Source organism: Pseudonocardia sp. ICBG162 (genome assembly GCF_020496225.1).
GTDB lineage: Bacteria > Actinomycetota > Actinomycetes > Mycobacteriales > Pseudonocardiaceae > Pseudonocardia > Pseudonocardia alni.
Genome location: NZ_JAHLJD010000031.1, coordinates 1,433,013 through 1,458,687, shown reverse-complemented (window position 1 = coordinate 1,458,687; position 25,675 = coordinate 1,433,013). Strand labels below are relative to the sequence as shown.

22 protein-coding genes and 1 tRNA gene are annotated in these 25,675 nt (G+C 74.3%); 12 read left to right on the top strand and 11 right to left on the bottom strand.

From position 1 onward, the window contains the following. Positions 1-35: 35 nt before the first annotated feature. Positions 36-1,844 (bottom strand): gamma-glutamyltransferase family protein, encoded by a 1,809-nt coding sequence (locus KPL60_RS31830; RefSeq protein WP_226368084.1) that lies wholly within the window; start codon positions 1,842-1,844, stop codon positions 36-38. 39 nt (positions 1,845-1,883) lie between these two features. Continuing rightward, a complete protein-coding gene (locus KPL60_RS31825) occupies positions 1,884-3,611 on the bottom strand; it encodes a TM0106 family RecB-like putative nuclease (RefSeq protein ID WP_226368083.1) in 1,728 nt (575 codons plus the stop codon). Positions 3,612-3,767: 156 nt separating this feature from the next. Here KPL60_RS31825 and KPL60_RS31820 point away from each other — a divergent pair, with 156 nt between their 5' ends. Beyond that, a complete protein-coding gene (locus KPL60_RS31820) occupies positions 3,768-4,655 on the top strand; it encodes a DUF6474 family protein (protein WP_226368082.1) in 888 nt (295 codons plus the stop codon). 49 nt (positions 4,656-4,704) lie between these two features. Here KPL60_RS31820 and KPL60_RS31815 read toward each other — a convergent pair whose 3' ends face one another. From KPL60_RS31815 to KPL60_RS31805, 3 genes are read right to left on the bottom strand one after another with little or no spacing between them, the layout of a single operon-like run. Then, on the bottom strand, positions 4,705-6,111 hold the full coding sequence (locus tag KPL60_RS31815; RefSeq protein WP_226368081.1) for an NAD(P)/FAD-dependent oxidoreductase: 1,407 nt from the start codon (positions 6,109-6,111) through the stop codon (positions 4,705-4,707). Positions 6,112-6,130: 19 nt separating this feature from the next. Continuing rightward, complete coding sequence (locus KPL60_RS31810; protein ID WP_226368080.1) at positions 6,131-6,790, bottom strand: NAD(P)H-binding protein; 660 nt, start codon at positions 6,788-6,790, stop codon at positions 6,131-6,133. 26 nt (positions 6,791-6,816) lie between these two features. Continuing rightward, a complete protein-coding gene (locus KPL60_RS31805) occupies positions 6,817-7,272 on the bottom strand; it encodes a DUF4442 domain-containing protein (RefSeq protein WP_073573749.1) in 456 nt (151 codons plus the stop codon). 188 nt (positions 7,273-7,460) lie between these two features. Between KPL60_RS31805 and KPL60_RS31800 the strand changes: the two genes are divergently transcribed. From KPL60_RS31800 to KPL60_RS31790, 3 genes are all read left to right on the top strand, one after another. Next, complete coding sequence (locus tag KPL60_RS31800; protein ID WP_226368079.1) at positions 7,461-8,489, top strand: NAD(P)-dependent alcohol dehydrogenase; 1,029 nt, start codon at positions 7,461-7,463, stop codon at positions 8,487-8,489. A gap of 83 nt (positions 8,490-8,572) precedes the next feature. Beyond that, complete coding sequence (locus KPL60_RS31795; protein ID WP_226354506.1) at positions 8,573-9,640, top strand: amidohydrolase family protein; 1,068 nt, start codon at positions 8,573-8,575, stop codon at positions 9,638-9,640. Continuing rightward, positions 9,637-10,380, top strand: coding sequence for an iron-sulfur cluster assembly protein (locus KPL60_RS31790; protein ID WP_179761465.1), 744 nt, complete (start codon positions 9,637-9,639; stop codon positions 10,378-10,380). The genes KPL60_RS31795 and KPL60_RS31790 overlap by 4 nt, the downstream gene beginning before the upstream one ends. Before the next feature lie 85 nt (positions 10,381-10,465). Here KPL60_RS31790 and KPL60_RS31785 read toward each other — a convergent pair whose 3' ends face one another. From KPL60_RS31785 to KPL60_RS31765, 5 genes are read right to left on the bottom strand one after another with little or no spacing between them, the layout of a single operon-like run. Beyond that, complete coding sequence (locus KPL60_RS31785; RefSeq protein WP_226368078.1) at positions 10,466-11,218, bottom strand: class I SAM-dependent methyltransferase; 753 nt, start codon at positions 11,216-11,218, stop codon at positions 10,466-10,468. A 32-nt stretch (positions 11,219-11,250) separates the two neighbouring features. After that, on the bottom strand, positions 11,251-11,592 hold the full coding sequence (locus KPL60_RS31780) for a TfoX/Sxy family protein (protein WP_226354504.1): 342 nt from the start codon (positions 11,590-11,592) through the stop codon (positions 11,251-11,253). 19 nt (positions 11,593-11,611) lie between these two features. After that, positions 11,612-12,754, bottom strand: a complete 1,143-nt coding sequence (locus KPL60_RS31775) for a 5-methyltetrahydropteroyltriglutamate--homocysteine S-methyltransferase (RefSeq protein ID WP_226368077.1) — start codon at positions 12,752-12,754, stop codon at positions 11,612-11,614. A gap of 60 nt (positions 12,755-12,814) precedes the next feature. After that, the gene (locus KPL60_RS31770; RefSeq protein WP_226368076.1) at positions 12,815-13,594 is read right to left on the bottom strand and encodes an enoyl-CoA hydratase/isomerase family protein; all 780 of its coding nucleotides are present in this window, start codon (positions 13,592-13,594) and stop codon (positions 12,815-12,817) included. An 18-nt stretch (positions 13,595-13,612) separates the two neighbouring features. Continuing rightward, entirely contained in the window at positions 13,613-14,395 is a 783-nt protein-coding gene (locus KPL60_RS31765) for an IclR family transcriptional regulator (RefSeq protein ID WP_208820399.1), read from the bottom strand. Between the two features lie 51 nt (positions 14,396-14,446). Here KPL60_RS31765 and KPL60_RS31760 point away from each other — a divergent pair, with 51 nt between their 5' ends. Continuing rightward, the gene (locus KPL60_RS31760; protein ID WP_226368075.1) at positions 14,447-15,073 is read left to right on the top strand and encodes a uridine kinase; all 627 of its coding nucleotides are present in this window, start codon (positions 14,447-14,449) and stop codon (positions 15,071-15,073) included. Between the two features lie 139 nt (positions 15,074-15,212). Here KPL60_RS31760 and KPL60_RS31755 read toward each other — a convergent pair. Then, a tRNA-Leu gene (locus tag KPL60_RS31755) sits at positions 15,213-15,298 on the bottom strand. Between the two features lie 263 nt (positions 15,299-15,561). Here KPL60_RS31755 and KPL60_RS31750 point away from each other — a divergent pair. From KPL60_RS31750 to pknB, 7 genes are all read left to right on the top strand, one after another. Further along, positions 15,562-16,899, top strand: coding sequence for a DUF3662 and FHA domain-containing protein (locus KPL60_RS31750; RefSeq protein ID WP_226354500.1), 1,338 nt, complete (start codon positions 15,562-15,564; stop codon positions 16,897-16,899). A 112-nt stretch (positions 16,900-17,011) separates the two neighbouring features. Continuing rightward, positions 17,012-17,485, top strand: coding sequence for an FHA domain-containing protein (locus KPL60_RS31745; RefSeq protein ID WP_226354499.1), 474 nt, complete (start codon positions 17,012-17,014; stop codon positions 17,483-17,485). A gap of 134 nt (positions 17,486-17,619) precedes the next feature. Continuing rightward, the gene (locus tag KPL60_RS31740; RefSeq protein ID WP_062399101.1) at positions 17,620-18,960 is read left to right on the top strand and encodes a PP2C family serine/threonine-protein phosphatase; all 1,341 of its coding nucleotides are present in this window, start codon (positions 17,620-17,622) and stop codon (positions 18,958-18,960) included. After that, positions 18,960-20,447 (top strand): FtsW/RodA/SpoVE family cell cycle protein, encoded by a 1,488-nt coding sequence (locus KPL60_RS31735; protein WP_226354498.1) that lies wholly within the window; start codon positions 18,960-18,962, stop codon positions 20,445-20,447. The genes KPL60_RS31740 and KPL60_RS31735 overlap by 1 nt, the downstream gene beginning before the upstream one ends. After that, positions 20,444-21,913, top strand: coding sequence for a penicillin-binding protein 2 (locus tag KPL60_RS31730; protein WP_226368074.1), 1,470 nt, complete (start codon positions 20,444-20,446; stop codon positions 21,911-21,913). Before KPL60_RS31735 ends, KPL60_RS31730 begins: the two co-directional genes overlap by 4 nt. Positions 21,914-21,953: 40 nt before the next feature. After that, a complete protein-coding gene (locus KPL60_RS35280; protein WP_374228787.1) occupies positions 21,954-23,705 on the top strand; it encodes a protein kinase in 1,752 nt (583 codons plus the stop codon). Beyond that, positions 23,702-25,666: a Stk1 family PASTA domain-containing Ser/Thr kinase gene (gene pknB, locus KPL60_RS31720; protein WP_226354496.1), complete on the top strand. Its 1,965-nt coding sequence runs from the start codon at positions 23,702-23,704 to the stop codon at positions 25,664-25,666. The genes KPL60_RS35280 and pknB overlap by 4 nt, the downstream gene beginning before the upstream one ends. The last annotated feature ends 9 nt before the right edge of the window (positions 25,667-25,675 follow it).

Here is a 25,675-nt window from a genome sequence, read left to right as displayed (position 1 = left end):
CCTCCCGTCGAGGGAGGGGCGGGGCGTTCCGCCGTCTACAGCGCGATCGCCGCGCCCACCCCGGACCGGGGGTCGACCGCGGCGTGCAGCGTCCCGGGCCCGCCGCCCCCGGGGACGGCGGCGCCGGTCCCGACCGCGCACATCCGGCCCAGCGCCCAGGCGCCCGCGTCGTCCACGACGTGCCCGCGGCGGGTCAGCCCGGCGAGGGTGCCGGCCCCGAGCCGGGACTCGACGACGAGCCCGTGCGGCTCCCAGCCGCGCGGCGCGAAGGACGCGGGGAACGCCGTCGAGTGCCAGGTCGGCGCGTCGATCGCGGCCTGCAGGTCCAGTCCGCCGTGCATCAGCGCGAGCAGGAAGGCGAGCTGCCACTGGTCCTGCTGGTCCCCACCCGGCGTCCCGAACGCGAGCGCGGGCTCGCCGTCGCGCAGCGCCAGCGACGGCGACAGCGTCGTGCGCGGCATCCGCCCGGGCGCCAGCGTGCTCGCGAGCCCCTCCTCCAGCCAGAACATCTGGCCGCGGGTGCCGAGGCAGAAGCCCAGCGCCGGGATCGTCGGTGACGACTGCAGCCAGCCCCCCGACGGCGTCACCGAGATCATGTTCCCGGCGGCGTCGACGACGTCGACGTGCACCGTGTCCCCGCGGGCGACGCCGTCCCGCGACACCGTCGGCTCGCCGGTGCCCGGCCCCTCCGTCCCGGAGCCGCGCCCGGCGCCCGGGGTCGCCGCGTAGTCCCCGATCCGGGGGGTGCGCCCGCCCGGCGAGCCGGGTCGCAGCCCGCCGTCCGAGGCCGGGCCGATCAGGCCCCGCCGGTCGTCGGTGTAGGCGTCGGAGAGCAGGTCGGCGAGCAGGTCGGGGGTCGCGCCGTCGCCGTACCAGGCCTCCCGGTCGGCGAAGGCGAGCTTCGCGGCCTCGGCGGCGGCGTGCACCGTGTCGAGGGTCGCGACGCCGCCGGGCAGCTCCAGGTTCAGGCCCGCCAGCAGCCGCAGCTGCTGCAGCAGGACCGGCCCCTGCGACCACGGGCCGCACTTCGCGACCGACCAGCCGGACCCGGCGTCGGCGACGAGCGCGTCCTCGTAGTGCGCGGCCCAGCCGGCCAGGTCGTCGGCGGTGAGCAGGCCGGTGTGGTCGCGCCCGGTCTCGTCCCGGACCGGGGTCGCGGCGAACCGGCCGATCTCCTCGGCGACGAACCCGCGGTACCAGGCGTCGCGGGCGGCGTCGATGCGCGCCTCCCGGCTCGGGCCGACGGCCTCGTCGAGCAGCCGGCGCCAGGTCGCGGCCAGCGCGGGCAGCCGCACCAGCTCGCCCGCGGCGGGGACCCGGCCGTCGGGCAGCCAGGTCGCCGCCGACGACGGCCAGTGCGTGCGGAAGTGGTCGGCGACCGTGCCGATGGCCGCGGGCACCCGCGGGACCAGCGGGAACCCGCCCGCGGCGTAGTCGAGCGCCGGTGCGAGGACGTCGGCGAGCTCCCAGGTGCCGTGGTCGCGGAGCAGCGTCAGCCAGCCCTCCCAGGCCCCGGGGACCGTCGCCGGGAGCAGGCCGGTGCCGGGGACGATCGTGCAGCCCAGGTCGCGCAGCCGGTCGCCCGTCGCGGCGGCCGGTGCCACGCCCTGGGCGCACAGCACCCGCGGGACCGGGTCGGTCGCGGTGACGAACACGGCGGGCAGCTCACCGCCCGGCCCGCACAGGTGCGGCTCGACCACCTGCAGCACGAACCCGCAGGCGACGGCGGCGTCGAAGGCGTTCCCGCCCCGCGCCAGCACCGTGGCCGCGGCGGCGGTGCCGAGATGGTGGGTGCTGCTGACCGCGCCGTGGGGCCCGATCCGGTCGTGTCCTCTGGCTGCCACGACCGGGATCCTCACACGCTCGCGCGTGCCCCGCGGACCTCAGGCGGAGTCGCGCAGCTCGCTCACCAGCGGGACCTCCAGCACCCGGTCCGAGGACATCCACTCGCGCAGCGCATGGGTGGCCAGCACGTCGTCGGTGTTGTAGCCGAGCAGCCGCTGCCGCTGGACCGGGTCGGGCTCGCCGCCGTCGAGCGCGACGGCGTCGCGGTACCAGCGCATGGAGTTCTCCCCACCCGCCTCCGGGTCCCGCCAGGAGAACCCGGCGGCGGGAGCGATCTTCTTCAGCCCCTTGCCCTGCGAGCACAGGAACCAGGTGGAGACCACGCCGTAGAGGTCCACCCAGCACGGGTCCGCGACGAACGCGCGCACCTCGGCCTCGGTCGGTATCCCGGGCATCCCGGCGAACCGCTGCGCCGAGGCGATCATCCAGCGGTTCTCGGCCTGCTCGTTGTAGCAGTAGGCGGCGAACGTGCGCCCGGACGCGAGCGTGGCGGCGCGCAGGCCCGCGAACCACGTCCAGAACTCCCCGAACGAGCGACCCTCGTCGCGGGTGGGCAGCGGGTCCCAGGTCGCGAACGCCCGGTAGCCGGGCTCCGGGTCCCCGTCACGGGCACCGCCGGGCAGCGTCAGCAGCGCACCCCACAGGTAGGCGCCGGACTCGCCGAAGCTCTCCATGTCGACGTCGACCTCGACGTCGGCGCGGGTGACCGGCACCCGCGGCACCCGGCGGGCGACGGCGAGGCCCTGACGGCGCGCACGGGCCAGCGCCACGAGGTCGGTGAACGGCGGCCCGGGCAGGGGGCCGGTCAGCTCGGCGGGCGGGTCCGCCGGGTCCAGCGCGGCCAGCCCCGCGACGGTCGCGACGCCCGACTCCCGCAGCAGCCGCGCCGTCTCGCCGTGGGCGACCAGGCTGACGTCGTCGACCTGCTCCAGCTCGGCCTCGCACGTCGGCCACCAGGGGCAGCGGCGGCACTCGGTGATCCGCGACGGCGCCGCGAGCGCGGGCCCGCCGGTCGCCGCGGCCCGGGCGACGGCGGCCCGGTCGGTGAACCGCGCGTCGTACTCCTCCAGCGTGGACCGGCCGCCGGGCCAGTGCCCGGCCCGCAGGTCGTGCCAGACGACCACGTCGGCGTCGAGCCCGATCACCCCGCCGAGCCGCGGGGCCGACTCGGGCGGCGCCCAGCCCGCGGCCTCCAGCAGCCGGGTCAGCTGGGCCAGGGCCAGCAGGTCGCGCGGCTGGGAGCGGACCTTGCGGTCCGGGTCGTGCCGGGCGCGCTGCGGCCACGGGTCGGTGACGGCGGTGGTGCGCGCGCCCTCACCCGGATCGGTGATCCGGCGGCGCACGACGAGCAGCGGGACGTAGCCCCCGGTGGGCGTGCGCACGAGCAGCTCCGCGGTGCCGCGCCGGTCGCCGTCGACGGGCAGCACCGCACCCCAGACCAGCGGCGCACCGGCCGCGACGAGCTCGGCCGTGCGCTCCGCCCGGGCCGCCCGCGGACCGGCGCCGGCCCCGGCGGGCCCGGCCGCGCCGTCGGGCCAGGTGCTCGCCCAGTCCGCGCCCCAGGTGCGCGCGAGCAGCTCGCCGATCCGTACCCGGTGCGCCCCCGCGTCGGCCCGGCGCTGCTCGATCGCCGGGTCCGGCAGCCCCCGCGGCCGCTCCGCCGCCGACGGGTCGTGGTCCAGGTGCACCCGGCGGCGGCACCCGCTCAGCGCCGCCGCGTCCAGCAGGACACGGGGTGCGGTACGCGGTCCGGTCGAGGTGCTCACGGCTCCCGAGGGTAGAGACCACCCCCGACAGGACCGGATCCGCGTGACGCCCCGTTCCCCCACCCGGGTGGTGTCGGTCCTGCGCGTGCGGTGGGCGGGGCCCTAGGCTGCGTCGACACGGCGATCATCTGCCGAGCCGACCCGGGAGGACACGACATGGGACTGCTGCGCAGGAAGCCGAGCGCGGGCGAGCGCGCCGCGGCGGCGACCAGGGAGGCGGCGGTCGACGCGTCGGAACGGGTGCAGTCGGCCACGGTCCAGACCCTCGAGTACACCCGCGAGACCGCCGACAAGGCCGCCGAGAAGCTGCACCAGCGTGCGGTGAAGGCCCGGAAGAAGGCCGAGGCGGCGTCCCGGCGGGCGGAGAAGGCGGGCCGCCGGGCCGCGCGCAGCACGCGTCGCGCCGTCGGCGAGGGCACTGCCACCGCGAACAGCCTGCTGAGCTCGGCCGACCTCAAGGCCCGCTCGGCCGACCGGAAGGTCGCCAAGGCGGCCGCGAAGGCCGACGCGGGCGCCCGCAAGGCCGAGGCGAAGGCGGCGCAGGCCGCGGAGAAGGGCAGGCTCAAGAGCGAGACCCTTGCTGCCAAGCAGGCCGAGCGCGACCGCGTCGCCCGCGAGTGGAACGCCAGGAAGGTGCAGCGCTACCTGGGCGTCGCCAAGATCCTCGCGCCGCTGCTGGCGCCGTACGCGATGGCCGCGGCCGGGTCGCTGCGCCACCGCCTCGACGACCACCGTTCCCGGCGCCTCGGCGTGTCCCCGGACGAGCTGGGCGGCTACTCCGGCCCCGGCGGCCGGCTGCACGCGCGGCTGTCCCGGATCGCGCGCACCATCTCCGAGCTGCGCGAGGACGGGACCGTCGAGCGCGACCAGGCCGCGAAGCGGTTCGCCGACGAGACCGAGCCGCGGCTGCACGACCTCGCCGCCGCCGTCCGGGCCGCGGAGAACATGCCGGCCGCCCGGCGCAAGGCCGCGTACCGCACGGTGTCGGCCGACCTGGACCGCATCGAGGTGCGGCTGCTCGACCACCTGGGCGTCCGCTCCTGAGACCGCCGCTCCTGTGGGCCCGGCCGACACCCGGGCCCACAGGACGACCTCATCCGGCGCGGTAGGTCTCCAGCAGCCGCAGCCACACCTCGCTGATCGTGGGGAACGCGGGCACGGCGTGCCACAGCCGGGCCAGCGGCACCTCGCCGACCACGGCGACCGTCGCCGCGTGCAGCAGCTCGGCCACCCCGGGCCCGACGAACGTGACCCCGAGCAGCACCTCGCGCTGCGGGTCGACGACGGCGATAACCCGGCCGGACCAGTCGTCCGCGGTGAGCGAGGACCCGGCGACGGCGATGTCCATGTCGACCACCCGCACGTCGAGCCCCTCGGCGCGGGCGGCCTGGGTGGTCCGGCCCACCCAGGCGACCTCGGGGTCGGTGAACACGACCTGGGGCACCGCGTGGTGGTCGGCGGTCGCCGCGTCCTCGCCCCAGGCGGCGTCGTCGAGCGGGCGGCCCGCGGCGCGTGCGGCGATCGCGTGCGCGGCGATCCGGGCCTGGTACTTGCCCTGGTGGGTGAGCGGGGCGCGCCCGTTGACGTCGCCGACGGCGTAGAGCCAGTCCCCCGCGGCCAGCCCCGAGTCGTCGACGACGATCTCGCCGCGCCGCCCGAGGCCCACCCCGGCCGAGTCCAGGTCCAGCCCGTCGGTGGCCGGACGGCGCCCGGTCGCGACGAGCAGCCGGTCCACCTCGACCTCGTCCCCGCCGCCGCGCAGCACCGTCGCGTCCCCGTTCCGGCGCACCTCGTCCAGGCCCGTACCCAGCCGCAGGTCGACGCCGGCCTCCCGCAACCCGGCCGCGACCCGCTCGGAGGCCTGCGGCTCCGCCCCCGGCAGCACCCGGTCACCGTGGTTGAACAGCGTGACCTGCGCGCCCAGCCGGGCGTGGGCCAGCGCCATCTCGCAGCCGACGACACCGCCGCCGAGCACGCCGAGCCGGCGCGGGATCTCCGTCGCCGAGGTCGCCTCGCGCGAGCCCCAGTACTCGACCGTGTCCAGCCCCGCGACGTGCGGGACGACCGGCACGCTGCCGGTCGCGACGACGACGGCGTGGCGCGCGGTCACCACGGTCTCGGCGCCGTCGGCCGCGGTCACGACGACGCGCTTCTCCCCCGCCAGCCGGCCCCGGCCGCGCAGCACCGCGGCACCGGCGCCCTCGGCCCACCGCACCTGGCCGCTGTCGTCCCAGTCGGAGGTGAACGTCGTGCGGCGTTCGAGGACCTTCGCCGGGTCGAACTCGGCCCGCACGCCGGGCAGCCGCCGGGCGGCGGCGACGGCCTGCGGGGTGCGCAGCAGCGCCTTCGACGGGATGCACGCCCAGTACGAGCACTCCCCGCCGAGGAGCTCGGCCTCCACCAGCGCCGCGGACAGGCCGGCGTCCACCGCGTAGCCCGCGGCGTTCTCACCGACCGGGCCCGCCCCGATCACGACGACGTCGTAGCTCTGCTCGCTCATGGGGCCGACCCTTCCGCACTCACCCCAGGGCCGCGACCGCGTCACCCAGCTCGGTGTCGCCGCCGCGCAGCTCCAGCGTCGTGCCCGCCGTGCCCGGCGCCGCCAGCAGCGCGGCGACGGCCGCGGCGGAGTCGTCGCGGGTCACCTCGCCGTACTCCACCGGCGGCGGGGCCAGGGTGACGCGCCCGGTACCCGGGTCGTTCGTGAGCTTCCCGGGACGCAGGATCGTCGCGTCGAGGCGCGTGTCGGCGCGGATCGCGTCCTCGGCGGCCTTCTTCGCGCGGAGGTAGGCGGCCCACACCTCGCCGCGCTCGGGGTCGGGCTCGGCGTCCACCCCGGGCGAGGAGACCAGCAGGTAGCGGCGGACGCCCGCCCCGGCGGCCGCGTCGGCGAGCAGGGTGGCGCCGTCCCGGTCGACGGTCTCCTTGCGCTCGACGCCGCTGTCCGGCCCGGCCCCCGCCGCGAAGACGACGGCGTCGGCGCCGGTCAGGTGCGTCGCGAGGTCCGTCGCGGAGATCTTCTCCAGGTCCGCCACGACCGGGCTCGCCCCGGTCGCCGCCACGTCGTCGGTGTGGTCGGGGTTGCGCACGATCGAGCGCACCGTGTGTCCCTGCCCCGTGAGCAGTGTGGACAGTCGCAGCGCGATCTGTCCGTGTCCTCCGGCGATCACCACGTCCATGCGGCCACGCTAGGCCGGACGGACGCTCACCGCCTGTTCGGCTTGAGCGTCCAGACGATCGTCATGGCCCCGGTCTGCACACCCTGGGCGTCGGTGATGGTGACGTCGACGGCGAACTCCGGGCGCGTCCCGGCGTCGAGCTCGGCGAGCACCTCACCGGCCGGACGGGTCAGCACCGCCTCGGCGCGGAGGTCGCCCTTGGCGAGCTTGAGGTAGCGGATCTCGGACCGGACGACCAGCGGCACGGCCCGGTCCCCGGCCGAGGCGAACGCGGCCAGGCCGACCGCACCGGAGGCGGTCTCGCCCAGTCCGAACATCACCGCGGCGTGCGGTCCGCCGACGTGGTTGTGCTGGTCGGACCGGTCGGGGAGGAACGCCTCGACCCGGTCGGTCGTGATCGACCCGAAGGTGATCCCGGCGGTGCCCACCCACGGCACCGCCTGCGTCATCGCGTCGGCCACCCAGCTCGCGTCATCAGCCATGACCCGACCCTACTCGTCGGTAACCTCCAGCGAAAGCGACGCCCGGTTCCTCACGATTCTCGCTGCGCGAGAACGAACCCCCTTGTCCGTCGTGCACAACGGGGTTGAGATCGGTGTGACAGCAGGCACACCAAGTCCCACCACCACGATGCGCAACGCCGCGCGTCCGAGGCTCGGAGGTACCGCCAGTGAAGGCCGTGCGGGTGCACGCGTACAAGCAGGACCCCCAGATCGACGACATCCCGGAACCGACGGTCCAGGGTCCGCTCGACGTCATCGTCAAGATCGGCGGTGCCGGCGTGTGCCGCACCGACCTCCACATCATCGACGGGGACTGGGCCGACATCCAGAACCCCGACCTGCCGTACGTGATCGGCCACGAGAACGCGGGCTGGGTGCACGCGATCGGCGACGGCGTCACCAACGTCAAGGTCGGCGACACCGTCATCCTGCACCCGCAGCCGTCGTGCGGGCTGTGCACCATGTGCCGCTACGGGCGCGACATGCAGTGCACCGGGGACGCGTTCTTCCCCGGCCTGTCGAACAACGACGGCGGCATGGCCGAGTACCTGCGCACCACCGCGCGGTCCTGCGTGAAGCTGAACCCGGACACCAACCCGGCCGACGTCGCCGCGCTCGCCGACGCGGGCATCACCGCCTACCACGCGGTCCGCAAGGCGGTCCCGTTCCTGTACCCGGGCACCACCGCGGTCGTGCAGGGGGCGGGCGGGCTCGGCCACATCGGCATCCAGGCGCTCGCCGCGCTCACCGCCACCAAGATCATCGTCGTCGACAAGAACCCGGCCGCGCTCGAGCTGGCGAAGCAGATCGGCGCCGAGGAGACCGTCGTCGCCGACGGGAACCAGGTCGAGGCCGTCCAGGAGCTCACCGGCGGCGGCGCCACGGTGGTCTTCGACTTCGTCGCCGAGCAGGGCGCGGAGAACGACGCCTGGGCGATGACCGGCCCGGCCGGCTACAACTTCGTCCTCGGCTACGGCGGCAACCTCTCCGCCCCCACGCTGGACTTCGTCGCCGGCGAGAAGAACATCATCGGCAACATCGTCGGCACCTACAACGACCTCGCCGAGCTCATGGTCCTGGCCCAGGCCGGGAAGGTCACCCTGCACACCGTCCAGTACAAGCTCGACCAGGCGCTGGAGGCCCTGCACGACCTGGACGCGGGCAAGGTCCGCGGCCGGGCGATCCTCGTTCCGTAACTCAGCCATACGTACGTACAGGACGAACGTTCTTTCCCTGACCCACCACCGATCAGCAGAGCTGCTGACGCAGGAGGAACCACATGTACGAGAAGGACGGCGAGAAGTACTTCATCGTCGACTCCCACAGTCACTTCTGGGACGCCTCCCGGGAGAACTGGGTCGAGGGTCGCGAGCAGTACGCCAAGGGCTGGATCGACTGCTTCTACGGCTACCACCAGCTCGGCCCGCCCGAGACCCACTGGGACTGGGAGCACTACCTCAAGGTCTCGCAGGACGACTTCGAGCGCGACGTCTTCATCGAGGGCCACGTCGACCACGTGGTCTTCCAGTCGACGTACCTCAAGGAGTGGTACAAGAACGGCTTCAACACCGCCGACCAGAACGCGGCGCTGCTGGAGAAGTGGGGCGACCGGATCATCGTCAACGGGCGCTTCGACCCGCGTGACGGCGACGAGGGCATGAAGCAGTTCGAGGCGGACTGCGCGAAGTACAAGCACAAGGGCGTGAAGCTCTACACCGCGGAGTGGAACGGCAGCTCCCGCGGCTTCAAGCTCACCGACCCGGAGTGCTACCGCTTCCTGGAGCGGGCCCAGGAGCTGGGCATCAAGAACGTCCACGTCCACAAGGGCCCGACGATCTGGCCGCTGGACAAGGACGCGTTCGACGTCGCCGACGTCGACCACGCGGCCACCGACTTCCAGGGCCTGAACTTCATCGTCGAGCACGTCGGCCTGCCGCGCATCGAGGACTTCTGCTTCATGGCGGTGCAGGAGCCCAACGTCTACGCCGGCCTGTCGGTCGTCGTCGGCGGTCTCATGCACGCCCGTCCGAAGTTCTTCGCCAAGGTGATGGGCGAGCTGCTGTTCTGGGTCGGCGAGGACAAGATGACCTTCGGCAGCGACTACAACATCTGGACGCCGAAGTGGCAGGTCGAGGGCCTGGTCGACTGGCAGATGCCCGACGACGACCAGTTCGCCGACTACCCGCGCCTCACCACCGCGTCGAAGAAGAAGATCCTCGGCCTCAACGCGGCGAAGCTCTACGACCTCGAGGTCCCGGCCGAGTGCCGGCTGCCCGACACCACGGCCGACGAGGCCATGGCCCCGGGTGAGGAGCTCGTCGACAACAAGGCGGGGGCGCAGGCGTGACCCCGCGGCCTGCTGAGAGCCCGCTCCGGCAGGCCGTGTGGTCCGCGCTGGGGACGGTGCTCGACCCGGAGCTGGACGAGCCGATCACCGAGCTCGACTTCGTCGAGTCGTGGTCGGTCTCGCCCGCCGGTGAGGTCGTCGTCGGGCTCCGGCTGCCGACGTTCTTCTGCGCTCCGAACTTCTCGTTCCTGATGGTCGCCGACGCCTACGACGCGGTGACCGCGGTACCGGGAGTGACGAGGGCGGAGGTGACGCTGGCCGACCACCACGCCTCCGACGAGATCAACGGTGGGGTCGCGGCGCACGCCGGGTTCGTCAAGTCCTTCGAGGGCTCGATCAACGGGCAGGCCGCGGCCGAGCTCGACGAGCTGCGGCACACGTTCCTGGCCAAGGCCGCGCTGGCCGGCCAGGACCGGGTGGCCCGCCCGCTCGTCGACGCCGGCCGGGGACCCGACGAGCTGGCCGGGCTGACGCTCGGCGAGCTGGTCGGGACCGAGGCCGACACCGAGGAGCTGACCCGGATGCGGACCCGCCGCAGGGCGATCGGCCTGCCCGCCGGCGACGACGCACCGCTGCTGGTCCACTCCGACGGCACCGCGGTGACCGTCGAGCAGGTCCCGCTGCACCTGCGTCGCGCGCGGTTGCAGCGGGTCGGGATCGAGACCAACGGGGAGTACTGCAAGGGCCTGTTGAAGATCCGCTACGGCGACAAGGCACCCGCCGCGGCCGCCGGACACTGACACCGCACCACCACGACACGGGCCGCGTCCTCCACCGGGGGACGCGGCCCGTCCGCGTCCGCGGTGGTCACCGGCGGGGAGCGGATCAGCGCGCGGGCGGGGCGGCGTCCAGGACCCGGACGGTGTCGGTGAGGCGGTAGCCGTCCCCGTGCACGAAGGGGGCCAGGGCGTCGAGCAGGGCGGCGCGGACGGCGGCGGGACCGGCGTGGCGTGCCGCGTGCCGCCCCGGCCCGGACGCGAGCACCCCGGCGACGAGGTCGTCCGGGTCGGGGTGCACCACCGGCACCCGGACGACGGCGACCTCCCGCACCACGAGCCCGGCCAGCTCCGCCAGCCGGGTCAGCCGCCGCGGGTCGGTCAGCGGGGGCGCGCCGACGCCGCTGCGGTCCGGCCCGGGGTTGTTCTGCGGCGGCGCGGGCGCGGCCCCGGTGAGCGGGGCGAGCGCCGCGCCGATGACGGCGGCGTCGCACTCGTCGGGGGTGCCCCAGACCGTGGCCCGCACCGCGCCGCCCGGCGCGCACACCCGGCCCGCCCCGCACAGCGCGAGCACCGGGTTCGTGAGGTGCTCCAGCACCTGCACCAGCGTGACCAGGTCGAACGCGTCGTCGGCGAAGGGCAGCTCGTGGGCGTCGGCGACCCGCAGGTCCGCCCCGGGCGCGGCCCGCTCCGCCGCGGCGAGCGCGCGGGGTTCGGTGTCGACGCCGGTGACGGCCAGCCCGGCGGCGGCCGCGTCGGCGAGCAGCCGCCCCGCCCCGCAGCCGACGTCGAGCAGCCGCGAGCCCGGGCCGGCGCCCGCCAGGACACGGTCGAACAGCGGGGACGCGGCAGCGGTGCTCACGGCTCCGACGCTAGTCCGGCCCGGCGCCGCGGTCACCGCTTCGGCGGGAGCGTCTCCACGACCGCGACCGCCTCGGCGACCCAGCCGGCGAGCTCCGGGCCGTCGAGGTCGTCGACGTCGGGCTCGCCGGTCACCCACAGCCAGCCGGCCATCTCGCGGCCGCCCATCACCGTCCGCTCGGCCCGCGGGCGCTCCAGCAGCTCCGCGGAGCGGTCCGCGGCCACCCGCACGAGCAGCCCGCCGCGCCCGCTCGCGGCGACGGCCATGTGCCCGTCGAGCAGGAACGCGAGCCCGCCGAACATCTTCTTCTCGGTCACCGGCCGCCCCGCGAGCAGGCTGCGGAGGCGGGCGGCGAGACCCTCGTCGTAGGCCACCCGGGCGAGTATGGCCCCCTCAGCGGCCCCAGACGTCCTCGGCGACCGAGACGATCAGCTCCAGCTTGCGCTTCTGGTCGTCGACGGTGAGCTCGTTGCCCTCGACGGTGGAGGAGAACCCGCACTGCGGCGACAGGCACAGCTGGTCCAGCGGCACGTACCGCGCCGCCTCGTCGATCCGGCGCTTGAGCGCGTCCGGGTCCTCCAGCGCCCCGGACTTGGTCGTGACCAGCCCGAGGACCACCTGCTTGCCCTTCGGGACGAACCGCAGCGGGGCGAACCCACCGGAGCGCTCGTCGTCGAACTCGCAGAAGAAGCCGTCGACGCCCAGCGTGCCGAACAGCGCCTCGGCGACGTGGTCGTAGCCGCCCTCCGCCGCCCACGACGACCGGTAGTTGCCCCGGCACATGTGGGTCGTGACGTACATGTCCGACGGCCGGTCGGCGATCGCGGCGTTGATCTGACGGATGTAGCGCAGGTGCTGGGTCTCCGGGTCGTCACCCTTCTCGGCCAGCTGCGCGCGGTGCGCCGGGTCGTTCAGGTAGGCCAGCGCGGTGTCGTCGAGCTGCAGGTAGCGGCAGCCGCGGTCGTACATCGCGCGGAGCTGGTCGGCGTACGCGGCCGACAGGTCGGACCAGAACTCCTCGACGTCGGGGTAGACCTCGGTGGAGATGACCGACCGGCCGCCGCGGGCGTAGACCATGCTCGGCGAGGGGATCGTGAGCTTCGGGGTCGCCGTGGTGACCTGCGCGGCGAGGTACTCGAACGCCGAGGCGAAGACGGGTTCGTCGAGGTGCACCCGGCTGTCGACGGCCATCCCGGCGGAGGTGAAGTTGTTCTGGCCCGCCGCGTTGCGCATCGCGACCTCGACCCGGCCGGAGGTCTTCGTGACGCCGCCGAGGGCGTAGATGAAGTCCATGTGCCAGGAGGTGCGGCGGAACTCGCCGTCGGTGGCCGAGCGCAGGCCGACCGACTCCTGCAGCGCGACGACGTCGGTGATCGCGGCGTCCTCGGCCGCGCGCAGGCCCTCGTCGTCGAGCTCGCCCGCGGCGTGCCGCTCCCGGGCGGCGAGCAGGGCGGGCGGGCGCAGCAGCGAGCCGACGTGGTCGGCCCGGAACGGCGGGACGGTGCGGACGAGCGACTCCACTGTCTTCTCCGGCATCGGGCGAACGTATCGCCGTGTCCGCATGTCCGCCGACGTCACTTCCGGAGAATGGAAGGTCTATCGCGCACGCCAGTGCGGGGACCGCTTCTCCCGGGCCGCGGCGGCACCCTCCGCCGCGTCCTCGGTGGCCGCGACGACCTTCCGCAGCGTCTCGCCGAAGCGGATCGCCTCGGTGGTGCCCATCTCCGGGCCGCGCACCGCCATCTCCTTGATCGCGCGCTGGGCCAGCGGCGCCCCCGCGGTGAGCCGCCGGGCGAGGTCGCGGGCGGCGTCGCCCAGCTCCTCGTGCGGCACGACCCACCCGGCGAGGCCGATCTCGTGCGCCCGCCGCGCGTCGATCGTCTCGCCGGTGAGCAGCAGCTCCATCGCGTACTGCCGGTCGATCATCCGGGGCAGCCGCAGCGCACCGACGATCGTCGGGACGCCCAGCCGGGCCTCCGGGAAGGAGAAGGTGGCGCGGTCCGAGGCGATCACGAAGTCGCACCAGGTCAGCAGCGTGACGCCGTAGCCGACGGCCGGCCCGTTCACCGCGGCGACGATCGGTTTGAAGATCTCCCAGCCGCTCTCCAGCGAGTTCACCGTCGGCCGCTCGAAGAAGCTGCCCGGGAAGTCGCCCGCCGGGTTGCCGGTGGTCGAGCGCATGTCCGCCCCGGCGCAGAACGCCGGCCCCTCGCCGGTCACGATCGCGACCCACGCCTCGTCGTCGGTGCGGAAGCGGTCCCAGGCGGCGTTGATCGCGCGCCGCATGTCCCCGTCGATCGCGTTGCGCTTCTCCGGGCGGTCGTAGGTGATCGTCGCGACGTGCCCGTCGCGTTCGTAGCGCACCCCGTCGGCCATCGGACCATCCTGGCGGGCTCAGCCGGACGCGGCGACCCCCGGCGCCGCGGCCAGGTGCCGGGCCAGCGGCACCGCGGCCTCGCGCACCGCGCGTTCGAGCTCCCAGCGGCGCCCGGTGAAGTCCGCCCGGCTGACGACGACCGACAGCGCGGCCCCGCCGCCCGGGTGCGGCACCGCGACCGCGAGCCCGGCCCGGCCGCGGGCGTGCTCCTCCACCTCCACCGCGACCCCCGCCGAGCGGACCCGCAGCAGGTCGCGGTCGAGCAGCCGCCGGTCGGTGAGGGTGTGCGGGGTCAGCGGCGCCAGCGGCCCGTGCCCGACGCCGAGGACGTCGGCCAGCCGTCCGGCGTCGAGCCCGGCGAGCAGTGCCTTGCCCGGTGCGGTCGCGTGCGCGGGCAGCGGCTCCCCGGTCACCGCGCCCGGGCCCGGGTGCGCCGCACAGGTCTCGGTGTGGGCGACGACGACGTCGTCGGACCGCAGCACGGCCAGCACCACCGCCGCGCGGGCCGTGGTGTGCAGCTCGGCGAGCACCTCCCGGGCCGGGGCGGGCGGCACGATCGGGTCGGTCATCCCCCGGTACAGCCCGACGACGCGGTAGCCGAGCCCGTACCCGCGCTCGGCGTGCAGGCGGACCAGGTAGCCCTCCTCGACGAGCGTCCCCAGCAACCGGTACGCCGTCGGCAACGGCAGCTCCAGCCGGCGGGCGAGCGCCTTGGCGCTGACCCCGTCGCCCGCCTCGGCGACCGCCTCGAGGACCCGCAGCGCTCGGCGCAGCACCGCTCCCGCGCCGTCGCCGACCATCCGCCTAGTGTCGCTGCGGGACCGAGGGCACGCCAGGACCGGGAGGACGACATGGCAGGGGCGTTCCGGCCCGTCGACCGGGCGGGGCTCGCGGCGCACCTGGCCGAACGCGCCGGGGAGCCGTCGGGGCGGGTGCGCGTGCTCGTCGACGGCGCCCCGCCCGCGGCCCCGCTGGAGCTGGCCCGGGCGGTCGCGGAGCGGCTGCGCTCCGGCGGCCGACCGGCCCTGGCGGTGGACGCCGACGACTTCCTGCGACCGGCGTCGGTCCGACTGGAGCTCGGCCGCACCGACCCGGACATGTTCCTCGACGGCTGGCTCGACGAGCCCGCGCTGCGCCGCGAGGTCCTCGCCCCGATGGGCCCCGACGGCAGCGGCCTGGTGCTGCCCCGGCTGCGCGACACGGTGCGCGACCGTGCCTACCGCGACGAGCCGGTGCCGCTCGGGCCGGACGGGGTGGTGCTGCTCGCCGGCGGGCGGCTGCTGGGCCGGGGCCTGGCCGCCGAGCTGACCGTGCACCTGCGCGTCGGCGGGGCCGCGCTGCGCCGCCTGCTGCCCCCCGACGACGCCTGGACGGCCGCCGCGTACGCCCGCTACGAGAGCGAGGGCGACCCCGGTTCGTTCGCCGATGTGCTCGTGATGGCCGATCATCCCGACCGCCCGGCGCTGCGGGACGCCTGATCGGCGCACGGCGTCCGGGCACGGAGCGTGGCCGGAACCCGGGAAAACGAAAAGCGAGACCGGATCGGGCTACACCCGGAACCGATCTCGCGATGGCGGTGGTGACCGCCGGAGGGGGAGAATCCCCGATGAAGGGAGGTGGTGGGCGAGGAGGGAGTTGAACCCTCACGTCCTTTCGGACACACGGACCTGAACCGTGCGCGTCTGCCATTCCGCCACTCGCCCGAGCGACACGAGAAAGTTAGCACCCCGCTCGGCAGCCGTTCGCAGGGGGGTCCCCTGCCCGTCGATCACCAGCTGGAGGGGGTCACGGCGGGCGGGACACCGGGATGCGCCGCGGCTCCGGGCCGGGTAGATCGGAGGGGAGCACGTCGGTGGCACTGCGGGGCCGGTCGCCCGCTCGTGCCGGGCCCCGCCGTGCCCGGCGGATAACACAGATACGATCGGTCGCACATCACCGACACGCCGATGCGGATGGAGGAGATCTTTTGGGCCGCGTGGACCGCTTCGAGCGCCGACTTCAGGGGTTCGTGGGCGACGCCTTCGCGCGGGTCTTCGGGGGCAGTGTCGTCCCACAGGAAGTCGCACAGGCACTGCTGAGGGAAGCCGAGGACAACGTCGAGCAGCTCGCCGGAGGTCGCCAGCTGGCGCCCAACCGGTACACCGTTCTGCTCAGCCCCAGCGATCTCGACCGGATGGCGGGCGACGAGGACGGGGTCGTCCGATCCCTCTCGTCGCACGTGGCGAAGGAACTCACCGACCAGGGCTGGGACACCTACGGTGAGGTCGTAGTCTTTCTGGAGCGCTCCGAGGCGCTGCACACGGGACAATTCCGCACCCGCTCCGCTGTCGACCCCGACGCTTCCCGTCGGGCCGCCAACCGAGCACGCACCGCAGGAGAAGCACCCATGAGCCAGCAACCGGGCCACCCCGAGGAGAACGGGCAGTACGGATACGACCGGGGCGCACCCGGCGGGTACGGCCAGCAGACCTACGCGCCTCAGGGGTACGACCAGGAGCAGCAGGGCGGCTACGGCCAGCAGCAGCAGGGCGGGTACGACCAGTACGGGCAGCAGCAGGGCGGCTACGGCCAGCCCGGCTACGACCAGTACGGCCAGCCCCAGCAGGGCTACGGCCAGCAGCAGCCCGGGTACGACCAGCAGCAGCAGCCCGGCTACGACCAGTACGGCCAGCAGCAGGGCTACGGCCAGCAGGGCGGCTACGGCCAGCCCCAGCAGGGCGGGTACGACCAGTACGGCCAGCAGGGCTACGGCCAGCCCCAGCAGGGTGGCTACCCCCAGCAGGGCTACGAGCAGGGCTACGACGGCTACGGCCAGCCCCAGCAGGGTGGCTACGGCCAGCCCCAGGGCTACGCCCAGCCCGGCTACCCGCAGCAGGGTGGCTACGAGCAGGGCTACGACGGCGGCTACGGCCAGCAGCAGGGCTACGCCCAGCCGGGCTACCAGCAGGGCGGCTATGACCAGGGCTACGACGGCCAGGGTTACGGCGGCCAGGGCGGCTGGGGCGCTCCGGCGCAGCTGACCGCGATGCTGATCCTGGACGACGGGTCGAACCGCAACTACCAGCTGGCCGAGGGCACCCACGTCATCGGCCGCGGTCAGGACTCCCAGTTCCGGCTCCCGGACACCGGCGTGTCCCGCCGGCACCTGGAGGTCACCTGGGACGGCCAGGTCGCGACCCTGAACGACCTGGGCTCGACCAACGGCACCACGGTGAACAACTCCCCGGTGCAGTCCTGCCAGCTGACCGACGGCGACGTGATCCGCGTGGGTCACTCCAGCCTGGTGTTCCGCACCCAGGGCTGAGCCACACCCGCGGAGCGGAGTCCGCGCAGCGACAGCGGTGCGTCCCCGCCCGCCCGGTGATCCACCGGGCGGGCGGAGCGTGCAGGAACACGAGAAGGGCGAGTAGGACGACGTGCCGGAACTGGTACTGCAACTGACCCGGGGCGGCTTCCTTGCCCTCCTGTGGCTGTTCGTCCTGCTCGCGCTCCAGGTGGTCCGCTCCGACCTCTACGCCGCGTCCGGTCTCCGGACGACCGCACCCGGCCGTGCCGGCGGGGGCCGGGCCGCCAGGGTCCGCGGCGGTGGCCGCGGCAAGGTGGCCCGCCAGCTGCTCGTCACCCAGGGCCCGCTGGCCGGCAGCCGCATCACGCTCGACTCCCGGCCGATCCTGATCGGCCGCGCCGACGACTCGACCCTCAAGCTCGACGACGACTACGCCTCCACCCGGCACGCACGCATCTCGCAGCAGGGCGACGACTGGTACGTCGAGGATCTCGGGTCGACGAACGGCACCTATCTGGAACGTAATAAGGTCACCGGGCCCACCCGGGTCCCGCTGGGGACACCGGTCCGCATCGGCAAGACGGTGATCGAGCTGCGATCGTGACGGACACGGACCGACCATGAGGTACCGACCGTGAGCCCGGCGCGACCGACCGCTCCCCCGGTGCCGCGGCCGTCCGACCGGTCCCGCGGCGCGGGATCCGCCCGACGTGCCCCGACCGAAGCCGGAGCCGCCCCGTGACACTGGTGCTGCGCTACTCGGCCCGCAGTGACCGCGGACTGGTCCGGCAGAACAACCAGGACGCCGTCTATGCGGGCCCCCGCCTGCTCGCCCTCGCCGACGGCATGGGCGGCCACGCCGCGGGCGAGGTCGCCTCGTCCCTGGTGATCTCCGCACTGGCCCCGCTCGACGACGACGTACCCGGCGACGACCTGCTCGCCGAGCTCCGCGAGGCGACCCACGACGGCAACGAGGCGATCTCCCGCCACGTCGCCGAGGCCCCCGACCTCGAGGGCATGGGCACCACGCTGACCGCGATCCTGTTCGCGGGCTCGCGCCTGGGCATGGTCCACGTCGGCGACTCGCGCTGCTACCTGCTGCGCGACGGCGAGTTCGCCCAGATCACGAAGGACGACACGTTCGTCCAGTCGCTGATCGACGAGGGCCGGATCACCGAGGAGGAGGCGCACACGCATCCGCAGCGGTCGCTGCTGCTGCGCGCCATCACCGGGCAGGACGTCGACCCGTCGCTGTCGATCCGCGAGGCCCGCGCCGGGGACCGCTTCCTGCTGTGCTCCGACGGCCTTTCCGGCCCGGTCAGCGACGAGACGCTGCACGACACGCTGACCGACTACGCCGACCCGCGCGAGTGCGCCGACCGCATGATCGAGCTGGCGCTGCGCGGCGGCGGGCCGGACAACATCACCTGCATCGTCGCCGACGTGGTGGACGTCGACTACGCCGACGACGCCCCGATCATCGGCGGCTCGGCGGGCCGCAACCCGCGCGCCGGCGACGGCGACTACCGCCACGACGAGCGGACCCCGCACTCCTCGGCGCAGCGCGCCGCGGCCACCACGCTGCCCCGCACCGAGCCGGTGCGGCTGGAGCCCGCCGCCGCGGAGGAGCCGCGGCGCCGGCGCGGCCTGCGCCCGGTGCTCGCCCTGCTGGGCGTGCTCGTGGTGCTCGTGGCGGGCGTGTTCGTCGCCCGGGCGCTGGTGCTGCAGCAGTACTACGTGGCCGTCGACCAGAACCAGGTCGCGATCTACCAGGGTGTGCGCGGCAACGTGCTCGGTGTCCCGTTGCAGCGGGTGGCCGAGTCCACCGACATCGGCCTCGACGACCTGCCGCAGGCGGTCCGCAGCCAGGTCACCGACGGCATCGTCTCCGACGAGGGCGAGACCGGTGCCCGCGAGACCGTCGACCGGCTGCGGGAGCGCATGCTCCCGCTCTGCTCCACGCTGAACCCGCCGCAGCCGCCCGCGGTCGTCCAGGTGCCCGGCGCCCCGCCGGTGACGACGACCCCGCTGCCGACCGCGACCCCCGAGCCGGGCCGGAACTGCCGGCTCGACGGCTGATGGCCACGGGCAGCTCCGCTGCGGAGCAGACCACGCCCACCGGCCGCGGCATCGAGCTGTTGATGCTGGGCCTGGCCGCCGTGCTCACCACCGGTGCGCTGGTGCTGGTGGAGGCGAACCAGGAGCAGTCGCTGACGACCGACCTGCTGTGGGTGGGTCTGGCGTACCTCGTGCTGTTCGCGGGTGCGCACGTGGCGGTGCGCTTCCTGGCGCCCTACGCCGACCCGCTGATCCTGCCGTCGGTCGCCCTGCTCAACGGCATCGGCCTGGTGATGATCCACCGGCTCGACCTGGCCAAGGCCGCCCGCGCGGAGGCCACCGGGAGCCCGGTGCCGAGCGGGCTGATCGGCGCCCAGATCACCTGGACCGTCGCCGGCCTGGCGTTGTTCGCGCTGGTGCTGTTCTTCGTCCGGGACCACCGCACACTGGCCCGCTACGGCTACACCGCGGGCTTCGTCGGCCTGGTCTTCCTGGCGATCCCGGCGTTCCTGCCGTCGTCGATCTCCGAGGTCAACGGGGCCAAGCTGTGGATCCGCATCCCGGGCGGCCCCGGCATCCAGCCCGGCGAGTTCTCCAAGATCCTGCTGATCATCTTCTTCGCGGCCTACCTGGTCCAGAAGCGCAACCTGCTCTCCACCGCGGGCCGCCGCTTCCTGGGCATGGAGCTGCCCCGCGCCCGTGACCTGGCGCCGCTGCTCGTCGCCTGGGGGCTGTCGGTCGGCGTGCTCGTGCTCCAGCGCGACCTCGGCAGCTCGTTGCTGATCTTCGGCCTGGTCCTGGTCCTGCTCTACACCGCGACCGAACGCGTGTCGTGGATGGTGATCGGGCTGCTGGCGTTCTCCGGCGGTGCCGTCGTCGCCTACAACCTGTTCGACCACGTCCAGACCCGCGTGCGGATCTGGCTGGACCCGTTCGCCGACTTCAGCGGCGGCGGCTACCAGCTCGCGCAGGCGCTGTTCGGGCTCGGCACCGGCGGCGTCGGCGGGACCGGGCTGGGTGCCGGACGGCCGGACATCGTGCCCTTCGCCGAGTCCGACTTCATCTTCTCCTCGCTCGGCGAGGAGCTCGGGCTGATCGGGCTGGCCGCGATCCTGCTGGTCTACCTGGTGCTCATCACCCGTGGGCTGCGCTCGGCGCTGGCCGTGCGCGACTCCTACGGCAAGCTGCTCGCGACGGGGCTGTCGTTCTCGGTGGCACTGCAGATCTTCGTCGTCATCGGCGGGGTCACGAAGCTGATCCCGCTGACCGGTCTGACGCTGCCGTTCCTGTCCTACGGCGGCTCGTCGCTGCTGGCGAACTACGTGCTGGTGGCCATCCTGCTGCGGATCTCGCACGTGGCCAGGGCACCGCTGCCCGTCCGGCCCGCGAAGCCGCGGGCGCCGATCGCCGAGGCCAGCACCGAGCTCGTTCAGCGTCCCGGGACGGGCCGTTCCGACACCCGTGACGACAACCGCGCCGACACCGCCGCCCAGAGGAGCGAGACGTGAACCGCCCGGTCCGCCGCGTGGCGCTCGCCGTGATGGTGATGATCGTGGTCCTGCTCGGCAACATCACCTACGTGCAGGTGGTCATGGCCGGCCAGTACCGGGACGACTCCCGCAACCAGCGCTCGCAGATCGACGAGTACTCGCGTCAGCGCGGCCAGATCGTCGCCGGCGGGCAGGTCCTCGCGCAGAGCGTCGAGAGCGACGGCCGGCTGCGGTTCGCCCGCCAGTACCCGCAGGGCGAGATGTTCGCGCCGATCACGGGCTTCCTGTCGACCGTGTACGGCAAGACCGCGCTCGAGCGGTCCACCGACGAGGTGCTCAACGGCACCGACGACCGGCTGTTCGTGCGCAGGCTGTCGGACCTCATCACCGGCCGGGACCCGGCGGGCGGCAACGTGGTGACCACCATCGACCCCGAGGTGCAGCGCGCCGCCTACGACGGGCTGGCCTCCCGCGGGTACACCGGCGCCGTCGTCGCGCTGGTGCCGCAGACCGGGGAGATCCTGGCGATGGCCTCGACGCCGTCGTTCGACCCGAACCCGCTGGCCTCGCCGGACCCGGCGCAGCAGCAGGAGGCGTGGAAGCGCTACGGCGCCGACGACCCGGACCCGATGACCAACCGGGCGATCAACGAGATCGAGCCGCCCGGCTCGACGTTCAAGCTCGTCACCACCGCGGCCGCCCTGCAGAACGGCTACACCCCGGACAGCCAGCTCACGGCCGCCCGCAACATCCAGCTGGCCGACTCCACGACCACCCTGGAGAACTACAACGGCTCGGCCTGCGGCGGCGGGGCGACGGCATCGCTGCGCGAGGCGCTGGCGCGCTCCTGCAACACCGCGTTCGCCCAGCTCGGCGGTGAGCTCGGCCCGGACAAGCTCCGGGCCCAGGCCGAGGCGTTCGGCATCGGCCGCACCGACCTGCAGATCCCGATGCCCGTCACGGCGTCGCAGGTCGGCCCGATGTCCGACACCCCCTCGACCCAGCAGTCCGCGATCGGGCAGCGCGACGTCCGGCTGACCCCGATGCAGCTCGCGATAATCGGCGCCTCGATCGCCAACGGCGGCCAGACGATGGCCCCGCACCTGGTCAAGGAGATCCAGAGCCAGACCCTGGACGTCGTCGACACCACCGACCCGGACCGGATGTCGCGGTCGATGCCGGCCGACGTGGCCCGCACGATGACCGACCTGATGGTCGGCTCGGAGGACCGGACCTCGGGCGGCGGCAAGATCACCGGCGTCCAGATCGCGTCGAAGACCGGTACCGCCGAGCACGGCACCGACCCGAAGAACACCCCGCCGCACGCCTGGTACGTGGCGTTCGCCCCGGCCGACAACCCCAAGGTCGCGGTGGCGGTGCTCGTCGAGAACGGCGGCGACCGGGCGCTGGAGGCGACCGGTGGTTCGGTCGCGGCCCCAATCGGGCGGGCCGTGATCGCCGAGGCGCTGCGGGACGCCCAGTGAGCCCGCGGGACCCGGCCCGGCGCAGGTCCCCGGCGGCCCCGTGAGCGCCCTGTCGGCCGGGCAGCTGATCTCCGAGCGCTACCAGCTGGACCGGCGGATCGCGGTCGGCGGGATGGGCGAGGTCTGGGAGGCCTCGGACACCCGGCTCGGGCGCAGCGTCGCGGTGAAGGTCCTCAAGGCGGAGCTCTCCGACGACCCGGAGTTCCTGCACCGGTTCCGCATCGAGGCCCGCACCGTCGCCTCGCTCGACCACGCCGGGATCGCCGCCGTGCACGACTACGGCGAGGACGACAGCCCCACCGGTGGCGGGCGCACCGCCTACCTGGTGATGGAGCTCGTCCGGGGTGAGCCGCTGTCGTCGCGGATCGGGCGCGGGCCCATCCCCGCCGACGAGGCGCTCGACATCCTCGAGCAGGCGGGCCGGGCGCTGTTCGCCGCGCACGAGCGCGGGTTCGTCCACCGCGACGTCAAGCCCGGCAACATCCTGCTGCGCACCGACGGCGTCGTGAAGCTGACCGACTTCGGCATCGCCAAGGCCGCCGACGCCGTCCCGGTGACCCGGTCCGGGATGGTCATGGGCACCGCCCACTACATCGCCCCGGAGCAGGCCTCCGGCGAGGAGGCCGGGCCGTCCGGCGACGTCTACTCGCTCGGCATCGTCGGCTACGAGTGCCTGGCCGGGGTGCGGCCGTTCCGCGCCGAGAGCGCGGTCGCGGTGGCGATGATGCAGGTCCGCGACGACCCGCCGCCGCTGCCGGACGAGATCCCCGAGCGGGTCCGCGAGCTGGTCTCCTCGGTGCTGGTCAAGGACCCCGAGCAGCGCTACGCCGACGGCGCCGAGTTCGCCGACGCCGTCGCCGCGGTCCGGCGCGGGCACCGGCCGCCGCCGCCCGGCATCCCCGCCCCCGGCGGGTACGCCCCCGACTTCCGCGGCGACGACGGCACCGGCGCGCGGCACGCCCTGCAGGAGACCGGGCCGGGGACCGGCGACGACGGCCCGTCGGCGGGCGGTCCCGACACCGCCGACCGCGGTCCGCGCACCGGTGACCCCGGCCCCGACGGCGCCCGCCGCACCGGACCGGACCAGGGTGTGTCCCGCCCGGTCACCGGTCCGTACCCCGGTGGCGCGCCGGGCCGGCCGCAGGGACCGCGCACCCCGGGCGGCACGCCGTCCTGGTCCGGGCCGGTCCCGGTGCCCCCGGGCTCGCCGCCCTACGGTGCCCCGCTGCGGCCGCCGCACACCGGGCCGCACAGCGGCGGTCTCCCGGGCGGCCGTCGTCCGGGCGGGCCACCCACCGGCCCCGGGGTCCCGGGGCAGCAGCGATCGGCGCCGACGCGTCCGCCGGTGCGCCGCAACGCCTCCGCCGACCGGATGCCCGAGCAGCACCCGTCCGGCCCGCTCGATCTCGGCCCGCAGCGCTCCGGACGGTCGAAGGCGTGGCTGGCCGTGCTGTTCGTGATCCTCACGCTCGCCGCCGTGCTCCTGGCCGTGATGATCTTGAGGGGCGCCTCGCCCGACGACATGCGGCCCGGATCGCTGGGGGTCGCGCCCGGTACCGTGGCGACCGCGGCCGGCCCCTCGGCCGGGTCCACGGGACCGGCGGTCCCGGCGGAGCCGTTCGCCGTCCCCCGTGCCCAAGATCGACCGGAGGTGCCCGGTGATGTCCCGGTGATCCCACCGAACGGTCGCTCCGGCGCACATGTCGCCCGTACGGGACCGGCAGTGAGCGCCGACCGGCATGATGAGCACGCCTCCGACGGACTCGATGAGTACGGGAATCTGAACCGATGACGACACCGCGACTGCTCTCCGAGCGCTACGAGCTGGGCGACCCGCTCGGCTACGGCGGCATGTCCGAGGTCCACCGCGGCCTCGACACCCGGCTCGGCCGGGACGTGGCGGTCAAGGTGCTGCGCGCCGACCTGGCCCGCGACCCCCAGTTCCAGCTGCGCTTCCGCCGCGAGGCGCAGAACTCGGCGTCGCTGAACCACCCGGCGATCGTCGCGGTGTACGACACCGGCGAGGTCGAGTCCGAGTTCGGGCCGCTGCCCTACATCGTCATGGAGTTCGTCGACGGGCAGACGCTGCGCGAGATCGTCAAGACGACCGGCCCGATGACCCAGCAGCGGGTCGTCGAGGTGATGGCCGACGTCTGCGCCGCGCTCGACTTCTCGCACCGGCACAACATCATCCACCGCGACGTGAAGCCCGCGAACGTGATGATCAACGGCGTCGGCGCGGTCAAGGTCATGGACTTCGGCATCGCCCGTGCGCTGGGCGAGGGCCAGAACGTCACCCAGACCGCCGCCGTCATCGGCACGGCGCAGTACCTGTCCCCCGAGCAGGCGCGCGGCGAGGCCGTGGACGCCCGCTCGGACGTCTACGCCGCGGGCTGTGTGCTGTTCGAGCTCCTGACCGGCGAGCCGCCGTTCACCGGGGACACCCCGGTCGCGGTCGCCTACCAGCACGTGCGGGAGGACCCCCGGGCCCCGTCCGAGCTGAACCCGTCGGTGCCCCCGGCGCTCGACGCGGTGGTGCTCAAGGCGCTCAGCAAGAACCCGGCCAACCGCTACCAGTCGGCCGCCGAGATGCGGGCGGACCTGGTCCGCGTGCGCAACGGCGAGCCGGTGCACGCGCCGCTGGTCATGAGCGAGCACGAGCGCACGCACATGATGGCCCACGACGGCGCGACCCAGGCCATGGCGACGCGCCGGCTCGACGCGGGCGGCCCGCCCACCGGCCGGCACACGATGCCGCCGCACCACCCCGACTACGCCGACGACGAGGGCCGCGGGGGACGGCGCAAGGCCCTGCTGTGGGTCGCCGCGCTCGCGGTCATCGGCCTGCTCGGCTTCGTCGGCTTCCAGCTGTTCTCCTCCTCGGGCCCGGACCAGGTGTCGGTGCCCGACGTGCTCGGCCAGTCCCCGGACCAGGCCCGGCAGACCATCACCCAGGCCGGGCTGCTGTTCTCCCAGCAGGACCAGCCGTCGGACGTCGCACAGGTCGGCAAGGTCGTCCGGACCGACCCCGGCGGCGGCAACCAGGTCGCCGAGAACAGCCGGGTGACGGTCTACGTCGGCAGCGGGCCCGCGCAGGTCACGGTGCCGAGCGTGGAAGGCCTGTCCCCGGACGAGGCCGAGGCCAAGCTCCGGGAAGCCGGCCTGCAGGTCGGCGGCCGCACCGAGCGCGACACGAGTGACTCCAGCCAGGTCGGCAAGGTCATCACCTCCGACCCGGGGCCAGGCCAGCAGGTCTCGGGCAACACCGCGGTGTCGCTGGTGGTGGGCCGCAAGCAGCAGACCGTCGCCGTGCCGGACGTGGCGGGCCAGTCGGCCGACGCCGCCCGGGCGACGCTGCAGAACGCCGGCTTCCGGTCGATCTCCACGACCGAGGTCGACAGCAGCGGGTCGGCGGGCCAGGTGGTCGGCACGAACCCGTCGGCCGGGACCCGGGTCGCGCCCGACCAGACCATCACGATCCAGATCAGTCGTGGGAACCAGAACCAGGTGCCCAACGTCGTCGGTCAGCGCGTCGACAGCGCGATCAGCACGCTGCAGGAGGCGGGGCTGAGCCCGTCGATCCGCCAGGTCGACGTCTCGGACTCCTCGCAGAACGGCGTCGTGCTGCAGCAGAGCCCGTCCGGCGGGTCCGAGGCCTCGAGCGGCCAGACCGTCACCCTCACCGTCGGCAGCTACTCCGGTGGCAGCAGCAGCGACGGGGAGAACGGCAGCAACGGCTTCCCGTTCAACTGACGATTTCCC

What these genes read in the sequence shown, in the direction of transcription:
- KPL60_RS31765 (WP_208820399.1), bottom strand. Translation starts at nt 14,395, where the DNA reads ATGGTCGGCGACGGCGCGGGAGCGGTGCTGCGCCGAGCGCTGCGGGTC.
- KPL60_RS31810 (WP_226368080.1), bottom strand. Translation starts at nt 6,790, where the DNA reads ATGGACGTGGTGATCGCCGGAGGACACGGACAGATCGCGCTGCGACTG.
- KPL60_RS31735 (WP_226354498.1), top strand. Translation starts at nt 18,960, where the DNA reads ATGGCCACGGGCAGCTCCGCTGCGGAGCAGACCACGCCCACCGGCCGC.
- pknB (WP_226354496.1), top strand. Translation starts at nt 23,702, where the DNA reads ATGACGACACCGCGACTGCTCTCCGAGCGCTACGAGCTGGGCGACCCG.
- KPL60_RS31760 (WP_226368075.1), top strand. Translation starts at nt 14,447, where the DNA reads ATGGCAGGGGCGTTCCGGCCCGTCGACCGGGCGGGGCTCGCGGCGCAC.
- KPL60_RS31815 (WP_226368081.1), bottom strand. Translation starts at nt 6,111, where the DNA reads ATGAGCGAGCAGAGCTACGACGTCGTCGTGATCGGGGCGGGCCCGGTC.
- KPL60_RS31770 (WP_226368076.1), bottom strand. Translation starts at nt 13,594, where the DNA reads ATGGCCGACGGGGTGCGCTACGAACGCGACGGGCACGTCGCGACGATC.
- KPL60_RS31795 (WP_226354506.1), top strand. Translation starts at nt 8,573, where the DNA reads ATGTACGAGAAGGACGGCGAGAAGTACTTCATCGTCGACTCCCACAGT.
- KPL60_RS31775 (WP_226368077.1), bottom strand. Translation starts at nt 12,754, where the DNA reads ATGCCGGAGAAGACAGTGGAGTCGCTCGTCCGCACCGTCCCGCCGTTC.
- KPL60_RS31805 (WP_073573749.1), bottom strand. Translation starts at nt 7,272, where the DNA reads ATGGCTGATGACGCGAGCTGGGTGGCCGACGCGATGACGCAGGCGGTG.
- KPL60_RS31820 (WP_226368082.1), top strand. Translation starts at nt 3,768, where the DNA reads ATGGGACTGCTGCGCAGGAAGCCGAGCGCGGGCGAGCGCGCCGCGGCG.